This is a genomic window from Candidatus Njordibacter sp. Uisw_058 (genome assembly GCF_047730065.1).
Taxonomy (GTDB): Bacteria; Pseudomonadota; Gammaproteobacteria; order Pseudomonadales; family Balneatricaceae; genus Njordibacter.
The window spans coordinates 332,939-348,903 of the sequence record NZ_CP159829.1 but is presented as its reverse complement, the minus strand read 5'-3'; the positions used below and the strand labels follow the sequence as shown (position 1 = coordinate 348,903).

Here is a 15,965-nt window from a genome sequence, read left to right as displayed (position 1 = left end):
GCAAAAACTCATCCCATTCCATCCTTTAAAGGCACTTGATAAACAAAGGTATTAGTACGCATAAATATAGGTTAACAAGAGCTAATTAAGTTTTCTTACAACATGCGTCAGAAAAAGGGTTTAACCCACTGCAAGATTCTCATGCCCCAAGAAAAAACACCACGTGATTAAAATAACGACTCATAAACGAGAAGTTAGCTAAGTGATGCATTTTCATGTGGTATGTACTTTTTATTGGACTTTTTAATTGGTCTTTTTCGTTTCCAGATCATAGGTGGAAAATTATAGAAAGAATTGTTCATACAAATATATCGAACTTGGGTATGTCTGGTATAATTTCGAGCCTTGACTCTGGGTAGAGTTGATTAAAAATAGTTAGAGTGTCGTTAAAGTGAGGATTCCATGAACATATTAATCAAAGACGCAGCGGCAATCGATAAGATGCGTGTGGCTGGTCGCTTGGCTGCTGAAGTGTTGGAAATGATTCACCCGCATGTGCAAGTGGGAGTGACGACCAACCAGCTTAATCAAATTTGTCATGATTACATTGTGAATGTTCAAAAAGCGATTCCTGCGCCATTAAATTATCACGGATTCCCAAAATCCATTTGCACCTCCGTTAACCAAGTAGTGTGTCATGGCATTCCCAATGACAAAGCCCTCAAGCAAGGTGATCTGGTTAACATTGATATTACCGTCATTAAAGATGGTTATCATGGCGATACTAGCCGCATGTTTGCCGTTGGCAATATTGCGCCTCATGCTGAACGTTTAGTGACTATTACTCAAGAATGCATGTACAAGGGCATCGCTCTAGTCAAACCTGGCGCACGCTTGGGTGACATTGGCCATGTCATTCAAGTGCATGCTGAGGCGAACCATTATTCCATTGTGCAAGAATACTGTGGCCATGGCATTGGCGTAGGTTTTCATGAAGATCCTCAGGTACTGCATTACGGCAAGCCCAATACTGGAGTTGAACTCAAAGAGGGAATGATTTTCACTATTGAACCCATGCTTAATGCAGGTAAGCGTCATGTCAAACTAAATAAACATGACGGCTGGACCGTGACGACTATGGACAAGCGTTTATCTGCTCAGTTTGAACATACGATCCTAGTCACCGCTGACGGTTACGAAAATCTTACGATTCGTAAAGAAGAAATGGTCTAAGCATGGCTTTGGTTAGCAAGGAGCTACAACACCAACTCATCGATCATGATCATCTGCAGTTGCAGCTTGCTGCGCTCCCTTCAGTGCAAGTATTAAAAGCCGCTTTGCAGGCGGGTCAAAGTCAGCTGGATGATATTTTTCAAGAGCATAAAGAGAACCGCATTAACGAGTTGGTCCATGCTCGAGCTTGGCTTGTGGATCAAATTTTGCGCATGGCTTGGCAGCAATATTCTTGGCCCGAGGAAGCAGCATTAGTTGCTGTGGGTGGCTATGGTCGCCGTGAACTGCATCCTCAGTCTGATGTGGATTTACTCATTCTTTTAGGCAATGGTCTTGACGCTTCAAGTTGGCATAGATGTACGCAAGAATTTATTACTTTTATCTGGGATTTGGGTCTGCAAATTGGCTCCAGCGTCCGTACCCTCGAAGATTGTTGCGAACAAGCTAAAAATGACATTACCATCGCCACCAGCCTCATTGAGTCCCATACCATTATTGGTAAGGCTGATTTAAGAGAGCAGGCATTTGATTGGGTTATTTCTGAACAAGCTTGGGGAAATGAAGCCTTTTACAAAGCTCGCATTGAAAGCCAACAGGAGCGACATAGACGCACCAATGACACAGAGTACAACCTAGAGCCCAACATCAAAAATTCGCCTGGAGGGTTGCGTGACATTCAAACTATTGGATGGATTGGCAAACGTCACTTTGGGCTGAGCAATATGGCAGAGCTTGCTGGACACAACTACCTTAACAAGTCAGAACTAGACACCCTCAGAAAAAGCACTGACTACCTTTGGACCATTCGTTACGCACTGCACCTAATTGCAAAACGTCCAGAGGAACGATTACTGTTTGATCACCAGCGCAAACTGGCAACTTTTTTTGGCTATGAGGATAACGAAGAAGAGCTCGCCGTCGAACAATTTATGCATCGTTATTATCGCACAGCCATGCACTTAGCCGAACTTAACCAAACGCTTTTGCAACTTTTTGATCAGGGCATTCTCCATGCTCATGAAGCCGATTTAGTGGTGTCGATAAATCGCCGCTTCGAACTCCGCAATGGTCGCTTACAAGCCTGCTACCCTAGCCTTTTTTTGCGCCAACCTTTTGCTATGATGGAAGCCTTTGTCATTCTGGCACAACATCCTCAATGCCAAGCTATTGGGGCAGAGTGCAAACGGCTGATACAGACCTATCGTCATTTAATCGATGACAAGTATCGCCGAGATATTCGGGTTAATAGTCTATTCATGGAATTGCTTCGCTCACCTCAACGCATGTCTCACACTTTATTAGAGATGCAGCGTCAAGGGGTACTGGGAGATTACCTACCTGCTTTTAATAGGATCGTGGGGCGTATGCAACACGACATGTATCATATTTACACCGTTGATGCTCATTGCATGAAGGTTGTGAAAAAAATGCGTGAGCTATTGTTACCTAAAGAACGAGAACGTTTTCCTGTAGCGAGTCGTTTAGTGCATCAACTACCTAAGATTGAGCTACTTTATATTGCGGGATTTTTTCATGATATCGGTAAAGGCAGTGGCCGAGATCATTCTGTTGTCGGGGCTGAAGAAGTTCGGCATTTTTGCAAACAACATCAATTGGGTAAGTGGGATACAGAATTGGTTAGCTGGTTAGTTCGCCATCACTTACTCATGTCTATGACCGCCCAAAAACGTGACATTAGCAACCCCGATATTATCCATGAATTTGCCACTAAAATGGGCGACCAGTTACACTTAGATTACCTTTATGTCCTCACAGTGAGTGATATCAACGCGACCAACCCAGCCCTCTGGAACAATTGGCGTGCATCCTTATTAAGGCAACTTTATACCGCAACCAACCGCGTGCTGCGCTTAGGCCTAGATGTTCCTGTAAATCACCAGGGGCTCATTGAACAGAGCCAAATTGATGCTCGCAAGCTGTTACAAGCCCAGCGATTTAACCCAGCCTCAGTCATGCGTTTATGGAAAAATTTAGGTGACGATTATTTTATCCGAGAAAATGCTAAAACCATTGCTTGGCATACAAGGACCATACTCAACCATCAAATTGAAGGGCCTTTAGTTGCCATTAGTGAAACCTCCTTTAGTGCCTTTGAGGGTGGCACCCAAATCTTTGTTTACACTCAAGATAAAGCTAATCTATTCGCAGTGCTGTGTGCCATTCTTGGTCAGCTTAACCTAGACATCCAAGATGCACGCATTATTACCACTGAAGATGGTCACAGCATGGACACCTTTATCGTGTTGGATAGCCATGGCAATACCATTAATGAAACTCCCACCCTATTAGAGCAACTGCAAGAACGCCTCACCCAAGCCTTACTCTACCCCAATGACTTCGCCTATATCGTGCAACAACGCCAACCTAGGGCTCACAAGTTGTTCAATCAACCATCGAGCGTGAGCTTGACCAACCCTGAGGGTCGCAGCTGGACACGTTTAGAATTGTTTAGTGCTGATAGACCCGGTCTCCTAGCCCAAGTGGGCTTAGTATTTATGCGCTTGGGCATTAGCCTTCAAAAAGCAAAAATTCAATCCATTGGCGGCCGCGTTGAAGACGTGTTTTTTATTACACTCAATAATGGCCACCGCATTAGTGATGAAGGTCTTCTTGCTAAGCTTGAAAACGATATTTGTAGTTCTCTAGATAAATAACACTTTTAGATTGAGCGCTGTTAAGAAACTAAGAGTAGAATTAATGCATAACATTCACAAGACCGCCACGGCCGCAATTCGCTTGGGGATTTAGACCCAACTAGATGGGTACATCGGCTCGTGCAAAGGCGCTGGCTTTAAAAGCTTAAAAGGAGCCAATCATATTAAACGCATTGGTCACTTGATCATTAGTCTCATCCTCTTTACAGAACAGCAGAACGTCTAGCACCACAGACCCTAAAAGATCTTCTAGGGACATTAAAGCTCCACTTTCGAGCTCTGTTTGTATCAAGTCTTTGGCCAACCAAGCAATACCCATGCTACCTAAAACCATTTCTTTAAGACTCGCAGAGAATGCAGACTCACACACCAGTTCAACACGGTAGTCGCGAAAAATGGGGGGCAAGCACATATGCGCTAGAGATTCTGCAAGAAATCCACCTTTGGGATACATTAAAATGGGCAGCCTCATACCTGCTTTGATGGGCCCCATTTTAATGGCTAACTCTTTAGAGACCACAGGCAGCAAGTAATCATTGCCCAGTTTGATTTTAACAATCGAAGCCTGAGTGAAATTGATTGGTTGGCTACTATTCTGGTAACACAGTAACAGATCACCTTCCTTAAGGAATAAGTTTTGGCAATCATTATTGTTGGCAGGCATGACGCGAAAGCTCGTTTTGGGTGAAAGTGCATTAATGTTGCGAATAATTTGCGGAATACGAGATACCGACAGGGTATGTTGGGCGATAAAGGTAATTTTGTTTTGGTTTTCATGGGCTTTGTTACGTAAGGCATAAAAACGATTAACCAAGTCGCGAACGTCTGCCTCCATTGCAAGTCCTATGGGGCGGATATTGACTGGTTTTGTTGCCCTATTAACCAGCTCAACCCCCAGCCACTCCTCTAGCTGCTTTACTCTGCGTGAATAGGCCGGCTGAGTAACATGTCGCCGCTCGGCTGCACGGGTGATTGACTTTTCTTCAAGCAGTGCTAATAGGTCTTCGAGCCATTTGAGTTCCATAGGTGATCTTACTGCCCCTAACATTCAATTTTGTAACTTTATACTAAAGAAATAGCATTATTATTGCAAAATAATTTATGTAAACATGCATTAAATTAATTATGGAATACCCCATGCATACTTCTAACTTTTCCCGCTTACATTTTGCTCACCTGCCAACTCCCCTAGAACCTATGCAAAATATTTCAAAGGCTTTAGGTGGTCCTAATCTATGGATCAAGCGGGACGATTGCACCGGTTTATCTTCAGGCGGCAATAAAACCCGCAAACTAGAATTCATCATGGCCGACGCTGTTGATCAAAAAGCAGACACCATTATCACCCAAGGTGCTACCCAATCCAATCATGCGCGGCAAACTTGCGCCATTGCTGGCAAACTGGGCATGCGATGTCATATTTTACTGGAAAGCAGAACTGGTTTTGAAGACGATGCTTACAATCATAATGGCAATGTCATGCTCAATCAGTTGCATGGTGCCACCATTTCAACACGTCCCGCTGGTACCGACATGAACGCCGCAATGGAAGAACTTGCACAAAAGCTGAGAGACGATGGTAAGCACCCCTATATTATTCCTGGTGGAGGTTCCAATGAAATTGGTGCCCTTGGATATGTCAATGCAGCCATAGAACTGACGACACAAGCCAATGATCGATCGCTAAAAATTGATTACTTAGTCCATGCTACGGGTAGTTCAGGCACCCAGGCGGGCTTAGTGTTAGGCATGGCAGGCATAAACAGCGGTATTCCTGTGTATGGTGTAGGGGTCCGCGCACCAAAGGCAAAACAAGAAGACATGGTTTATGACTTAGCCCAACGTACGGCTGTTTATATGGGTCTGAATCCGTCAGTGGTGGCTCGAGAACAGGTTGTAGCCAATAGTGATTACGTAGGCGAGGGTTACGGCCAGCCCACGAAATCCATGGTCGAAGCTGTCAAAATGTTGGCTCAATATGAGGGCATCTTATTAGACCCTGTCTATTCAGGTAAGGGTTTTGCTGGCCTCATTGATTTAATTCGCAAAGGCCACTTTAAAAAAGGTGAAAATGTAGTGTTTTTGCATACTGGAGGTAGTGTTTCCCTGTCGGGATACCCTGATACTTTTGATTTGCCTGGCTATATTTAAATCTATAAGCCAAATATTGGGTTAATCATTCGCACAAACTAAGGCGAATGAGGGTCTCGTTTAGAATGAGTCTGGTTTATAAAACGGGTCATTGGGTTGTTAGAGCAACAATGGTGCAGCTAAACAAAAACTCAATGGTTCTGCACCAAAGATGACCTAACCGATTTATTTTTATAAGCATATTTAAACACAACTAATTGTTTTATATAGTATTTTATTAATTGGCATAATAATCGCTAAGCAAGGTTACTTAATTTTAAATGCCTAAGAATTTGGATCAGGCGTTTCTGTTGGAGCGAGCACTATGATTTTTAGTGTTGGTAAAATAAAAATGATCACAGCTACTAAATCTAGCACAAGTGATTAAAATACATACTTGGAGAAATCAATGAAAAAAATATTTGTTAACAGTTTATGCGCTCTTAGTTTGACACTAGGCAGCGGTGCCAGTGTAGCCAGTGAAAGTGTCAATATTGGCGCCCCTTCTTGGACTGGTGCACAAGCTATTGCAGCCCTATTGCAAGCGGTCGTTGTCGAGCGCATTGGTGGTGAGGCAAATTTAGTACCTGGAAATAATGCCACCATTTTTCAGGGCATGGACCAAGGTAAGGGGGACATTGATGTGCATCCCGACGTTTGGTTGCCCAACCAGCAAAGTTTTACCAAAAAATATGTTGATGGTGCTGGCACCGTTCAATTAAGCACAAACTTCTATGAAGGTAATCAAGGCTTTTGTGTTCCAGAGCAATTTGGTAAGGCTAATAACATTACCGACATTGCTGACCTTGGACGACCCGATGTTGCAATGAAGATGGACAGCGACGGCAATGGCAAAGGCGAAATGTGGATTGGTGCACCTGGCTGGGCTTCAGCTAATGTAAACGAAGTAAAAGTGAGGGATTATGACTTACTTCCATTTATTGAACCTATTCGTGCTGAAGAAAGTGTGAAGACCGCTCGGGTCAAGGATGCAATTGCTAAGAATGAAGGTTATGCTTTCTATTGCTATAAGCCACACGCTATTTGGTTTATGTTTGACGTGGCGATGCTCACAGAGCCTACCTATGATCCGGCAAATTATAAAATGGTGCAGCCTTCTGACTCACCAGATTGGTATAAAGAATCAAAAGTTGCGACAAAAGATGCCCTTAAAAATGTTCAGATCGCTTGGTCTAAATCTTTACAAGGACGCTCACCTGCTATTGTAGAGTTCTTTGAACGCTTCTCCTTAACCGCAGATGATGTCAGTGGCTTTGCCTATGAAATTTCAGGCAAAGGGCGCGATGCATCTGAGGTTGCTAGTGAATGGATTGCTAATAACCCAGAGCGTGTGGATGCTTGGTTAGGAATGTAATAGTTAGGGATAAGTACCTTTGCGGGTATGGGTCTATGACCGATACCCGCTTTATTTTTATAATTTGCTTTTATCAAGCCGCTAACAGGTCTCTTGTATGCCGTCCCAGCCTATTGAATCACCCGATGATATTGTTATAGAAATTTCCAATGTATGGAAAATTTTTGGCGACCAAGCAGACCAAGCTTTAAAAGCTATCAGGGAAGAAGGCCTCACCAAGTCACAGGTACACGAGACTTACAACGCCGTAGTGGGTGTCGCTGACGTTAGCCTAAGTGTTAAGAGAGGTGAAATTTTTTGTGTCATGGGGTTGTCTGGTAGCGGTAAATCTACCCTTGTGCGTCACCTCAACCGGTTACTTGAACCAACTGATGGGAAGATCCTCATCGATGGTACCGACGTCATGGCACTTAATCCTCAAGAGTTGCAGAAATTCCGTAACTTAAAAATAGGAATGGTTTTTCAGAATTTTGCATTGTTACCCCATCGGTCCGTGCTGGACAATGTAGCAATGCCCCTAGAAATTCGTTCAATGAACAAAAATGAACGAACCAGATTGGCCTCAAAAATGCTCAAGACAGTGGAACTGGATGCATGGGGAAATAAGTTTGCACATGAGCTATCTGGCGGTATGCAGCAGCGCGTTGGTCTTGCTAGAGCGTTGGCTGCTGATCCAGAGGTCCTGTTGATGGACGAGCCTTTTAGTGCCTTAGATCCTTTAATTCGACGCCAATTGCAGGACGAGTTTATCAAGTTGTCCGCAGTGATGAAAAAGACCACATTATTCATCACTCACGATCTTGACGAAGCAGTGCGTATAGGTGATCGTATTGCCATTATGCGTGATGGCAGAATCATTCAGATTGGCACAGCTGAAGATATCGTCATGAATCCAGCTGACGATTATGTGGCCGATTTTGTGGCAGGTATATCCAGACTAAAAATTGTTCGTGCCCATGCAGTAATGCAACCCATGGCCGACTATCAGACTAGGCATGGCAAACCATCGAATGACGCTCCACGAGTCCAAGAAAGTGAGACATTGAGTCACTTAATTCAACTTTCTATTAAGGTAGATCTGCCCATTGTGGTGCAGGAAAAAGGAATTGATGTTGGTGTTGTTACCCGTCGCGATATATTACAGGTGATTGTAGAGGGTGCAGAAACATCATGAATAACTTAACCACCGAAACCATGGATAATAATAGGCCTAGCCAGGACGACGATTCAACAATTGTGCGTAAACAACAGGTCGCTGAATTTGTCAGAACCAATGCAGACTATTATGATCAACAGTTCACCCGTATTGGCAATGACTCCCGCTTTGTCTGGACCTGCAATATGTGGGCCGGCATCATTGGCCCTATCTGGTTTGCGGCCCGTGGCATGTGGAATTGGGGACTTATATTTTTAATTGTTGAGACCTTTGCCCTAGTGCAGATTGTACGTGGCCTTTTTGGTGATCTTGCGACCGAGGCATGGGGCAGGATTGCTAGCATAGAAGGCACCCTTGAATTAAGACGCCAGCAGCTCACATCTGCCATCGAAAATAATACCGATAAGATCGATGTCTACCGGCGTACGGTTGAGTCCCTAGAGAATGCTATTGGTGGGATTCGCCTAGAGGCAGAGCAACTTGAAGGCAATGGATTGGTGATCACTCTTGGCGGCATTGCCACCTTAATTGGGATCAAAATCGTACAAACAGTGACGGCTAATACCTTATTTGAAAAGCGTTTCTCAGATTGGCTGCTTGATGCGAATATCGTCTCGGGTATGCCCACTAAACATATATTTTTAGCCACTGGCTTCATGCTGCTCATCATAGGAGCCACAGTCACTCACTACAGTTTTCCTGGTCTATATCCTTGGCTTATCGAATTTCCCACAGAGCATGGCATCAGATTGGCAAGTATTGATTGGGTAGAGAATTTATTCGCTTTCGCAGTCATTAATGGCGAAGCCTTTTTTGACTCTATTACCTATGGCATTCGGCTTATGCTGGAAGGCTTAGAAATGATCTTTGTACAAACTCCTTGGATGGTGATTGCAAGTTTCATCATCCTCCTAACTTGGCTTTCTGCGGGTTTGCGCCCTGCTGTCTATTCAGGTGCTTTTTTACTCTATATTGGGCTCTTGGGCTTTTGGGAAAAGTCTATGACCACATTGGCTTTACTCGGAACAGCCGCATGTTTATCGATTTTAATCGGTATTCCCCTGGGCTTGTACTGTGCCCGCAGAGTCAAGTTTTATGCTTTTATTCGGCCCATTATGGATTTCATGCAAACCATGCCAGCATTTGTATTTATGATCCCAGTGATCGCTTTTTTTGGCACGGGCAAAGCCGCAGCTGTGGTTACAACAATGATCTTCGGTGGCACACCCGTTGTCCGTTTGACGGTACTTGGCTTAAGGGGTGTGCCTGAGCATGTACGTGAGGCGGCGATTTCATTTGGTGCCAGTAAATGGTACTTGCTCACCCGTGTGGACCTACCTCTAGCGAGCCCCTCTATTCGTGCAGGCGTCAATCAAACCATCATGCTAAGTTTGGCAATGGTGGTAGTTGCGTCCTTGATTGGCGCTAAAGGCCTGGGAGAAGATGTGCTCGAGGCCCTTCAGTATGCCAATGTCGGCCAAGGTATTCTGGCTGGCTTTGCTATCCTTTTTTGTGCCATGATGCTCGATAGAATAGTTCAAGGTGAAAGAAAATAACCCATGCTGATGGTGGGTGTTAGCCTACAGATTTGAGAATGAAAGATTAATGAAGAAAAATTTGGTTTTAGTCCATGGTTATTTGGGTGGCAGCGCACAGTGGGCACAACAGGTCACCTTGTTATCTCAGCACTTTAATCTTGTCACCCTAGACTTGCCTGGATTTGGACTCAACCAAACCATGGAATCGCCCCAATCTATTAAGGGCTATGCTGAGTATGTATTTGGCCAACTTGATCATTTAGGGATAGAGTACTTCCATTTGTTAGGACACTCCATGGGCGGCATGATTGTGCAAGAAATGGTGGCCATAGCGCCCTCTAGAATTGATCATTTAATTTTATATGGGACTGGCCCAATAGGTATGCTGCCCAATCGGTTTGAAACTATTCAAGAGTCTAAGCGACGGGTCACTGCTGATGGTGCACAAGCCACAGGGTGTCGTATCGCAGCCACTTGGTTTATTAAAGGCGAGCAGGCAACACAATATAATGTGTGTGCAGAACTTGCAGAAAAAGCCTCACTGCAGGCATCTTTGGCAGGGCTTAATGCCATGGAGCCTTGGTCAGGTGAGTCATATCTGACGCAAATTAAGTCACCCACGTTAGTTATTTGGGGTGATGGTGACCGGACCTACCAGTGGAGTCAGCCAGAGCAACTATGGCGTAATATTGTCGCCGCACAGTTAGCTGTAATGCCCGGTTGTGCCCATGCAGCTCACCTAGAAAAACCGCACTTGTTTAATCAATTACTCATGGACTTTTTCCAACTTTAGGCCAACCCCAAAATTTAATCATAATCATGATTAATGAACTTGGAGCCCAACCATGTTTTGGCGCTTAAAGCTTTGTCCTCACTTAGTTCAAGATAACTGAAGATAAATGAAGGTAACTGAAGATAAATCAGATCAAGTCACGCAGATATAAATCAGTTGATTAACATTATTTTAGCGCCCCTAAATAGCTAATCAAAGCAGGTTTCTGGTATTATTTAGGCGGCGCTTCTTTGGGCCATCTACAGCTCTTCCCATCCGCGTCTCAACTTTTGTTTGGAAACCCCTTTGACTCATATACAAATGCACGGCATCAGTAATTGCGACAGCATTAAAAAAGCGAAACAATGGCTCAAGGCTGCAGGCATTGAATTTAGTTTTAGGGATTACAAGAAACACCCCCCAAGTGTTCTCGAACTTCAGACTTGGTCGCTTCAAGTAGGTTGGGAACTCCTGCTTAATAAACGCGGCACCACCTGGCGCAAACTATCTGCAGCGCAGCAGGAAGCTGTGAGCGAGTCTAATATTTGCGAACTTTTGGCCCAAAACCCTAGCATGATTAAACGGCCCTTGCTGACCCTGCAACCGGCCTCAGAAAACCAAGATGAATTAGCTTTGCAAGTCTTTTGTGGTTTTAAACCTGAGCAATATGCCATCATTTTTAAACGATAGTTTTTAACGGCAACTTTTATTCTATAATATCGAACGATTTAGTTTGTACACAACATTTATTGGAGATTCCTATGAGCCATTTCAGTTTTGCCTTTGGCATTGGTAGCCAATCTAGTCAGGGAGAATGGCTAGAGGTTTTCTATCCACAGCCTATTTTAAATCCTAGTGTTGAATTAGTGACCGTGCTCACTGATGTTCTGGGTAGTCAAATAGTGACGGGGAACCACGCCTTATCAATCGATGCAAAACAGGCTAGCGCGCTGGCAAAGGCATGCACTGATGCTGGAGAATTAGATCAAGCTAAGTGGTTAACCCAGGCAGCTAATGCGGGCCAACCGATGGTCGTTTCATTGTTAGAAACAGACTCTGGCCCACAAACCACCCCTGAGGTCTATCTTAAACTTCAACTGCTCTCTGCAGGCCTTAAGCAGCCTAATTCTATGGATCTAAGTGGTATTTTTGGGCTCTTGCCTAATGTAGCTTGGACTAATGAAGGTGCTATTGCTATTGAAGATTTAACTCAACGCCAGATGGACGCACGTTTACGGGGTGAATTACTGCACGTTAACGCCGTTGATAAATTTCCCCGCATGACTGACTACGCCGTGCCCAAAGGGATTCGCATTGGTGACGCCTCTCGGGTGCGTTTAGGAGCACACGTGGCTGAAGGTACCACAGTAATGCATGAAGGCTTTATTAACTTTAATGCAGGCACCCTGGGCCACGGTATGATTGAGGGACGTATTTCAGCAGGTGTAACCGTAGGTCATAACAGTGACTTAGGCGGTGGCTGCTCTACTATGGGAACTCTATCTGGAGGAGGCAAAATCGTTAATTCGGTCGGTCAAGATAGTCTTATCGGCGCTAATGCGGGTATGGGTATTCCCATTGGTGATCGCTGCATTATCGAAGCAGGCCTTTACATTACTGGTGGTTCAAAAGTAGCCTTATTAGATGCACGTAATGAGTTAGTAGCCACTGTTAAAGCGTCAACGCTAGCTGGCAAACCTGACCTTTTATTCCGCCGCAATTCTCTCAATGGTCGCATTGAAGTCAAGCCTAATGGTACGGCAGTGGAACTCAATTCTGATCTACACAGTAACAACTAAAGTGACTCAAATTATGTCTCAGTCCCCTACCATCGCTTTGACCCAAGATCTGATGGGCCGTGCCTCAGTAACACCCGAGGATAAGGGTTGCCAAGAATTGATGATTGCTCGCCTTGAAGCTATAGGTTTTAATATTGAGCGCATGCGCTTTGGCGCAGTAGATAATTTTTGGGCCCGCCGTGGCACAGAAAAGCCAGTCTTGGCCTTTGCTGGGCATACGGACGTAGTGCCCAGTGGCCCATTAGACCAATGGCATACCCCTCCATTTCAGCCGACGCTGAAGGATGGCTTTTTATACGGCCGAGGGGCGGCTGATATGAAAGGTAGTTTAGCCTCCTGGGTGATTGCTCTGGAGCAATTTATTGCCGCTCATCCAGATCACCAAGGCAGTTTGGCCTTGCTAATAACCAGTGATGAAGAAGGCCCCTTTGTTGATGGTACCACCCGAGTGATCGACACTTTAGAAGCGCGCGATGAAAAAATAGACTGGTGTATTGTCGGCGAGCCTTCGTCCACCGCTTCTTTGGGTGACGTTATTAAGAATGGCCGGCGGGGTTCTTTGACAGCGTCTATTACTGCCAAAGGCATACAAGGCCACGTGGCCTACCCTCACTTAGTGGACAATCCTATCCATAAAATTGCACCCGCATTGGCTGAGCTCGCAGCAACCAAGTGGGATGATGGTAATGCATTTTTTCCGCCCACCAGCTTTCAGATTGCTAATATTAATGGAGGTACGGGTGCGTCTAATGTGGTGCCTGGCCATGTAGAAGTCATGTGCAATTTTCGTTATTCCACAGAACTTACTGCAACTGACCTGACGACTAAACTTGAAGCTATTTTGCATCAACATGGTGTGACTTACGATATTTTATGGACTTATAACGGCCTGCCCTTCCTAACGAAATCGGGTGCTTTGGTGGACGCTTGCCGCCATGCTATTAAAGCCATCACCGGCACTGAAACCCAATTGTCCACTGCAGGTGGCACCTCTGATGGCCGGTTTATTGCCCCAACAGGAGCCCAGGTGGTTGAACTTGGGCCTTGCAACGACACGATCCATAAACTCAATGAATGTGTCAAGGTGGCAGATTTAGAACAGCTTACGCAAGTCTACTTTGAGATTCTGACGCGCCTCATGGTGAAAGGTTCATGAGTAATATGCCATCCGATATTGAAATTTACATTAAGTCAGTTGGTCCAGAGGCGATCAAAACTTGGTTACAAACCTGTACGTCTAGCCTTGAAATTAAGGATTTTACTCCTAAGCGTCAATCTTACTGGGCGACTTTTAGAGACCAACCCCAAGCATTCGAAATTCTGGTGCTCAACAAGGTTAATGCTAACTTTAGTAGTATTTGGTTTAACACCAAAATCACTCCCTGGGCCGATGACAAAGACTGTGCCCAACAAGCCTTCCAGCACTTTCGGTCGACTGTGCGTTGTGTTATTTCTGGTTGGCAGGAGGGTGATGCCCCAGATCAATGGTTAAATATTGACACCGACGGTGAAAACACTATTGACTGGTTTTAGCCTATAGGTGACTGGCTGATAATGCTTTGCCCATGGCCGTACCAAACACTCATGCGATGGCCCTGCTAGTTGTTCAAGCACAGAGGCAGATAAACTTTGGATCTTGAACGAATGGCACCTAATGCTCTGCAATTTCTGGAGTAAAATCCACAATTAAATGCTCTTCAATCGTCCCGAATGACGAGCAGGTGATATTTAGTTTTACAAAGACTATGGATGGCTATGGTCTTAATCACCTCAATAGAGAAAGAGTCAATAAAGGTTTTGTATATTACGGCGTTTTATGCAAAAGTCAGAGTTTAGTCTGTGGATCTTAATTATGCTTAGCCTTCAACAACTTCAAGAATTCGACCAACAAGGTTACCTTGTTATTCCTGATTTTATATCGCCAATCCAGCGTCAGGGCCTAATGCAACGAGCCGAAGAACTTATTGAAGCGTTTGAACCACCCCCAGTCCGCTCCATTTTTAAAACGGATGAACAAGAACGAACGAGTGATGATTACTTTTTAGCATCTGGCAGTAACGTTAGCTTTTTCTTTGAAGAGAAGGCCATAGACAGTGAAGGCCATTTTACCGTGCCTAAACAAAAATCTATTAATAAAATAGGCCATGCCCAACACCGACTAGACCCGGTATATAAAGGCATTGTAAACGAGCTGGATTTTACTTCTTTGGGTCGTGATCTTGGTATAGAAAAGCCTGAGGCAGTGCAATCTATGCACATTTTTAAGCAACCTAGTATTGGTGGTGAAGTAGGCCTGCACCAGGATTCAACCTTTCTCTATACTGAGCCTAAAAGTTGTATTGGATTTTGGCTCGCCTTAGAAGATGCGACAGCCAGCAATGGTTGTTTGCAGGCCCTTACGGGTGGTCACAAAATTACGCTAAAACAACGTTTTAAGTTATCAGAAAATGGAGGCACAGAATTTGAAATATTAGACGATGAACCGTGGCCTTTAACACCGTTGGAATTACTAGAAGTTCCCGCAGGCACCCTCATTATTTTACACGGGCAACTGCCCCATTATAGTGCAGCCAACACCTCAGAAAAGTCACGCCAAGCTTTTACCCTGCATTTGGTAGATGCCGTTTGTAATTATCCCACCAATAATTGGCTACAGCCCATGACAGCCCTATAAAGTCACTACCCGCAGGGCCAAACCTAGCAATATGACTCCACTGATCTTGTCGATGATAGCCGATTTAGACTGCAACTTTTCAAGTACTGTGGAGTGCGACAAGGCCAGTGCCACAATAATATACCAACCAGCATCAATGATCGCAGCGGTACCTGTCATCACTAATTTGTCCGCTAAAACTAATTCGGCAGAAACAAACTGAGAGAACAACGCTATAAAGAAAAAGGCTAATTTTGGGTTTAATAAAGACACCATTAATCCGTCTCTAGCTGCTTCGCCAAGGGGTGCAATCAAAGGTTCTATATGCATCGGACCCGCACCATTTGAGCGCAAAGCCTTAATGCCCATCCACATCAAATAGGCGGCTCCCGCATAGGTCAATAACTGATACACCAAGGGCCATTCAACCACTAACAGGGCTAGTCCCCAAACGGTAAGCAACGCCCATAAGGCAACTCCTGCTGCATGACTCACTGCTGTCGCTATGCCATGGGCACGGCCGTTACTAATAGTATGCCTCAACACAACGGCTAAGCTGGGTCCGGGAGACATTGCCCCTAAGCAGCAAATTGCAACCAGGGAAAACCATATCGTAAGTGTCATTTTTTTCCTCTGCCTTTTGCAGTATCAAATGTTAAGGTAATGCCATACGTAGCATTCGTCTAGGGCAATT

The 15,965-nt window shown here is 44.6% G+C and carries 14 protein-coding genes; 12 read left to right on the top strand and 2 right to left on the bottom strand.

Annotated features, from left to right (window positions below):
- The first annotated feature begins 402 nt into the window (after positions 1–402).
- Positions 403–1,173 carry a type I methionyl aminopeptidase gene (gene map / locus ABXT59_RS01690; protein ID WP_443637275.1) on the top strand — a complete coding sequence of 257 codons (771 nt, stop codon included), beginning with the start codon at positions 403–405 and terminating at the stop codon, positions 1,171–1,173.
- 2 nt (positions 1,174–1,175) lie between these two features.
- Positions 1,176–3,848: a [protein-PII] uridylyltransferase gene (glnD, locus tag ABXT59_RS01685; RefSeq protein WP_443637273.1), complete on the top strand. Its 2,673-nt coding sequence runs from the start codon at positions 1,176–1,178 to the stop codon at positions 3,846–3,848.
- A 145-nt stretch (positions 3,849–3,993) separates the two neighbouring features.
- Here glnD and ABXT59_RS01680 read toward each other — a convergent pair whose 3' ends face one another.
- On the bottom strand, positions 3,994–4,872 hold the full coding sequence (locus ABXT59_RS01680) for a LysR family transcriptional regulator (RefSeq protein WP_443637271.1): 879 nt from the start codon (positions 4,870–4,872) through the stop codon (positions 3,994–3,996).
- A 113-nt stretch (positions 4,873–4,985) separates the two neighbouring features.
- Between ABXT59_RS01680 and ABXT59_RS01675 the strand changes: the two genes are divergently transcribed.
- From ABXT59_RS01675 to ABXT59_RS01630, 10 genes are all read left to right on the top strand, one after another.
- Positions 4,986–5,999, top strand: coding sequence for a D-cysteine desulfhydrase (locus ABXT59_RS01675; RefSeq protein ID WP_443637270.1), 1,014 nt, complete (start codon positions 4,986–4,988; stop codon positions 5,997–5,999).
- A gap of 388 nt (positions 6,000–6,387) precedes the next feature.
- Positions 6,388–7,353, top strand: a complete 966-nt coding sequence (locus ABXT59_RS01670; RefSeq protein ID WP_411746021.1) for an ABC transporter substrate-binding protein — start codon at positions 6,388–6,390, stop codon at positions 7,351–7,353.
- 97 nt (positions 7,354–7,450) lie between these two features.
- Positions 7,451–8,527 carry a quaternary amine ABC transporter ATP-binding protein gene (locus ABXT59_RS01665; RefSeq protein WP_443637268.1) on the top strand — a complete coding sequence of 359 codons (1,077 nt, stop codon included), beginning with the start codon at positions 7,451–7,453 and terminating at the stop codon, positions 8,525–8,527.
- Complete coding sequence (locus ABXT59_RS01660) at positions 8,524–10,065, top strand: ABC transporter permease (protein WP_443637267.1); 1,542 nt, start codon at positions 8,524–8,526, stop codon at positions 10,063–10,065. The genes ABXT59_RS01665 and ABXT59_RS01660 overlap by 4 nt, the downstream gene beginning before the upstream one ends.
- A gap of 49 nt (positions 10,066–10,114) precedes the next feature.
- Complete coding sequence (locus ABXT59_RS01655) at positions 10,115–10,840, top strand: alpha/beta fold hydrolase (RefSeq protein ID WP_443637266.1); 726 nt, start codon at positions 10,115–10,117, stop codon at positions 10,838–10,840.
- 285 nt (positions 10,841–11,125) lie between these two features.
- On the top strand, positions 11,126–11,509 hold the full coding sequence (locus tag ABXT59_RS01650; protein ID WP_443637265.1) for a Spx/MgsR family RNA polymerase-binding regulatory protein: 384 nt from the start codon (positions 11,126–11,128) through the stop codon (positions 11,507–11,509).
- 71 nt (positions 11,510–11,580) lie between these two features.
- Positions 11,581–12,618 carry a 2,3,4,5-tetrahydropyridine-2,6-dicarboxylate N-succinyltransferase gene (gene dapD, locus ABXT59_RS01645; RefSeq protein WP_443637264.1) on the top strand — a complete coding sequence of 346 codons (1,038 nt, stop codon included), beginning with the start codon at positions 11,581–11,583 and terminating at the stop codon, positions 12,616–12,618.
- A gap of 13 nt (positions 12,619–12,631) precedes the next feature.
- Positions 12,632–13,774 (top strand): succinyl-diaminopimelate desuccinylase, encoded by a 1,143-nt coding sequence (gene dapE, locus ABXT59_RS01640; protein ID WP_443637263.1) that lies wholly within the window; start codon positions 12,632–12,634, stop codon positions 13,772–13,774.
- Positions 13,771–14,151 carry a hypothetical protein gene (locus ABXT59_RS01635; RefSeq protein WP_443637262.1) on the top strand — a complete coding sequence of 127 codons (381 nt, stop codon included), beginning with the start codon at positions 13,771–13,773 and terminating at the stop codon, positions 14,149–14,151. Before dapE ends, ABXT59_RS01635 begins: the two co-directional genes overlap by 4 nt.
- Before the next feature lie 319 nt (positions 14,152–14,470).
- Positions 14,471–15,292, top strand: coding sequence for a phytanoyl-CoA dioxygenase family protein (locus ABXT59_RS01630; RefSeq protein ID WP_443637261.1), 822 nt, complete (start codon positions 14,471–14,473; stop codon positions 15,290–15,292).
- Here ABXT59_RS01630 and ABXT59_RS01625 read toward each other — a convergent pair.
- Positions 15,287–15,844, bottom strand: a complete 558-nt coding sequence (locus ABXT59_RS01625; RefSeq protein WP_443637260.1) for a LysE family translocator — start codon at positions 15,842–15,844, stop codon at positions 15,287–15,289. The genes ABXT59_RS01630 and ABXT59_RS01625 overlap by 6 nt on opposite strands.
- Positions 15,845–15,965 lie beyond the last annotated feature (121 nt).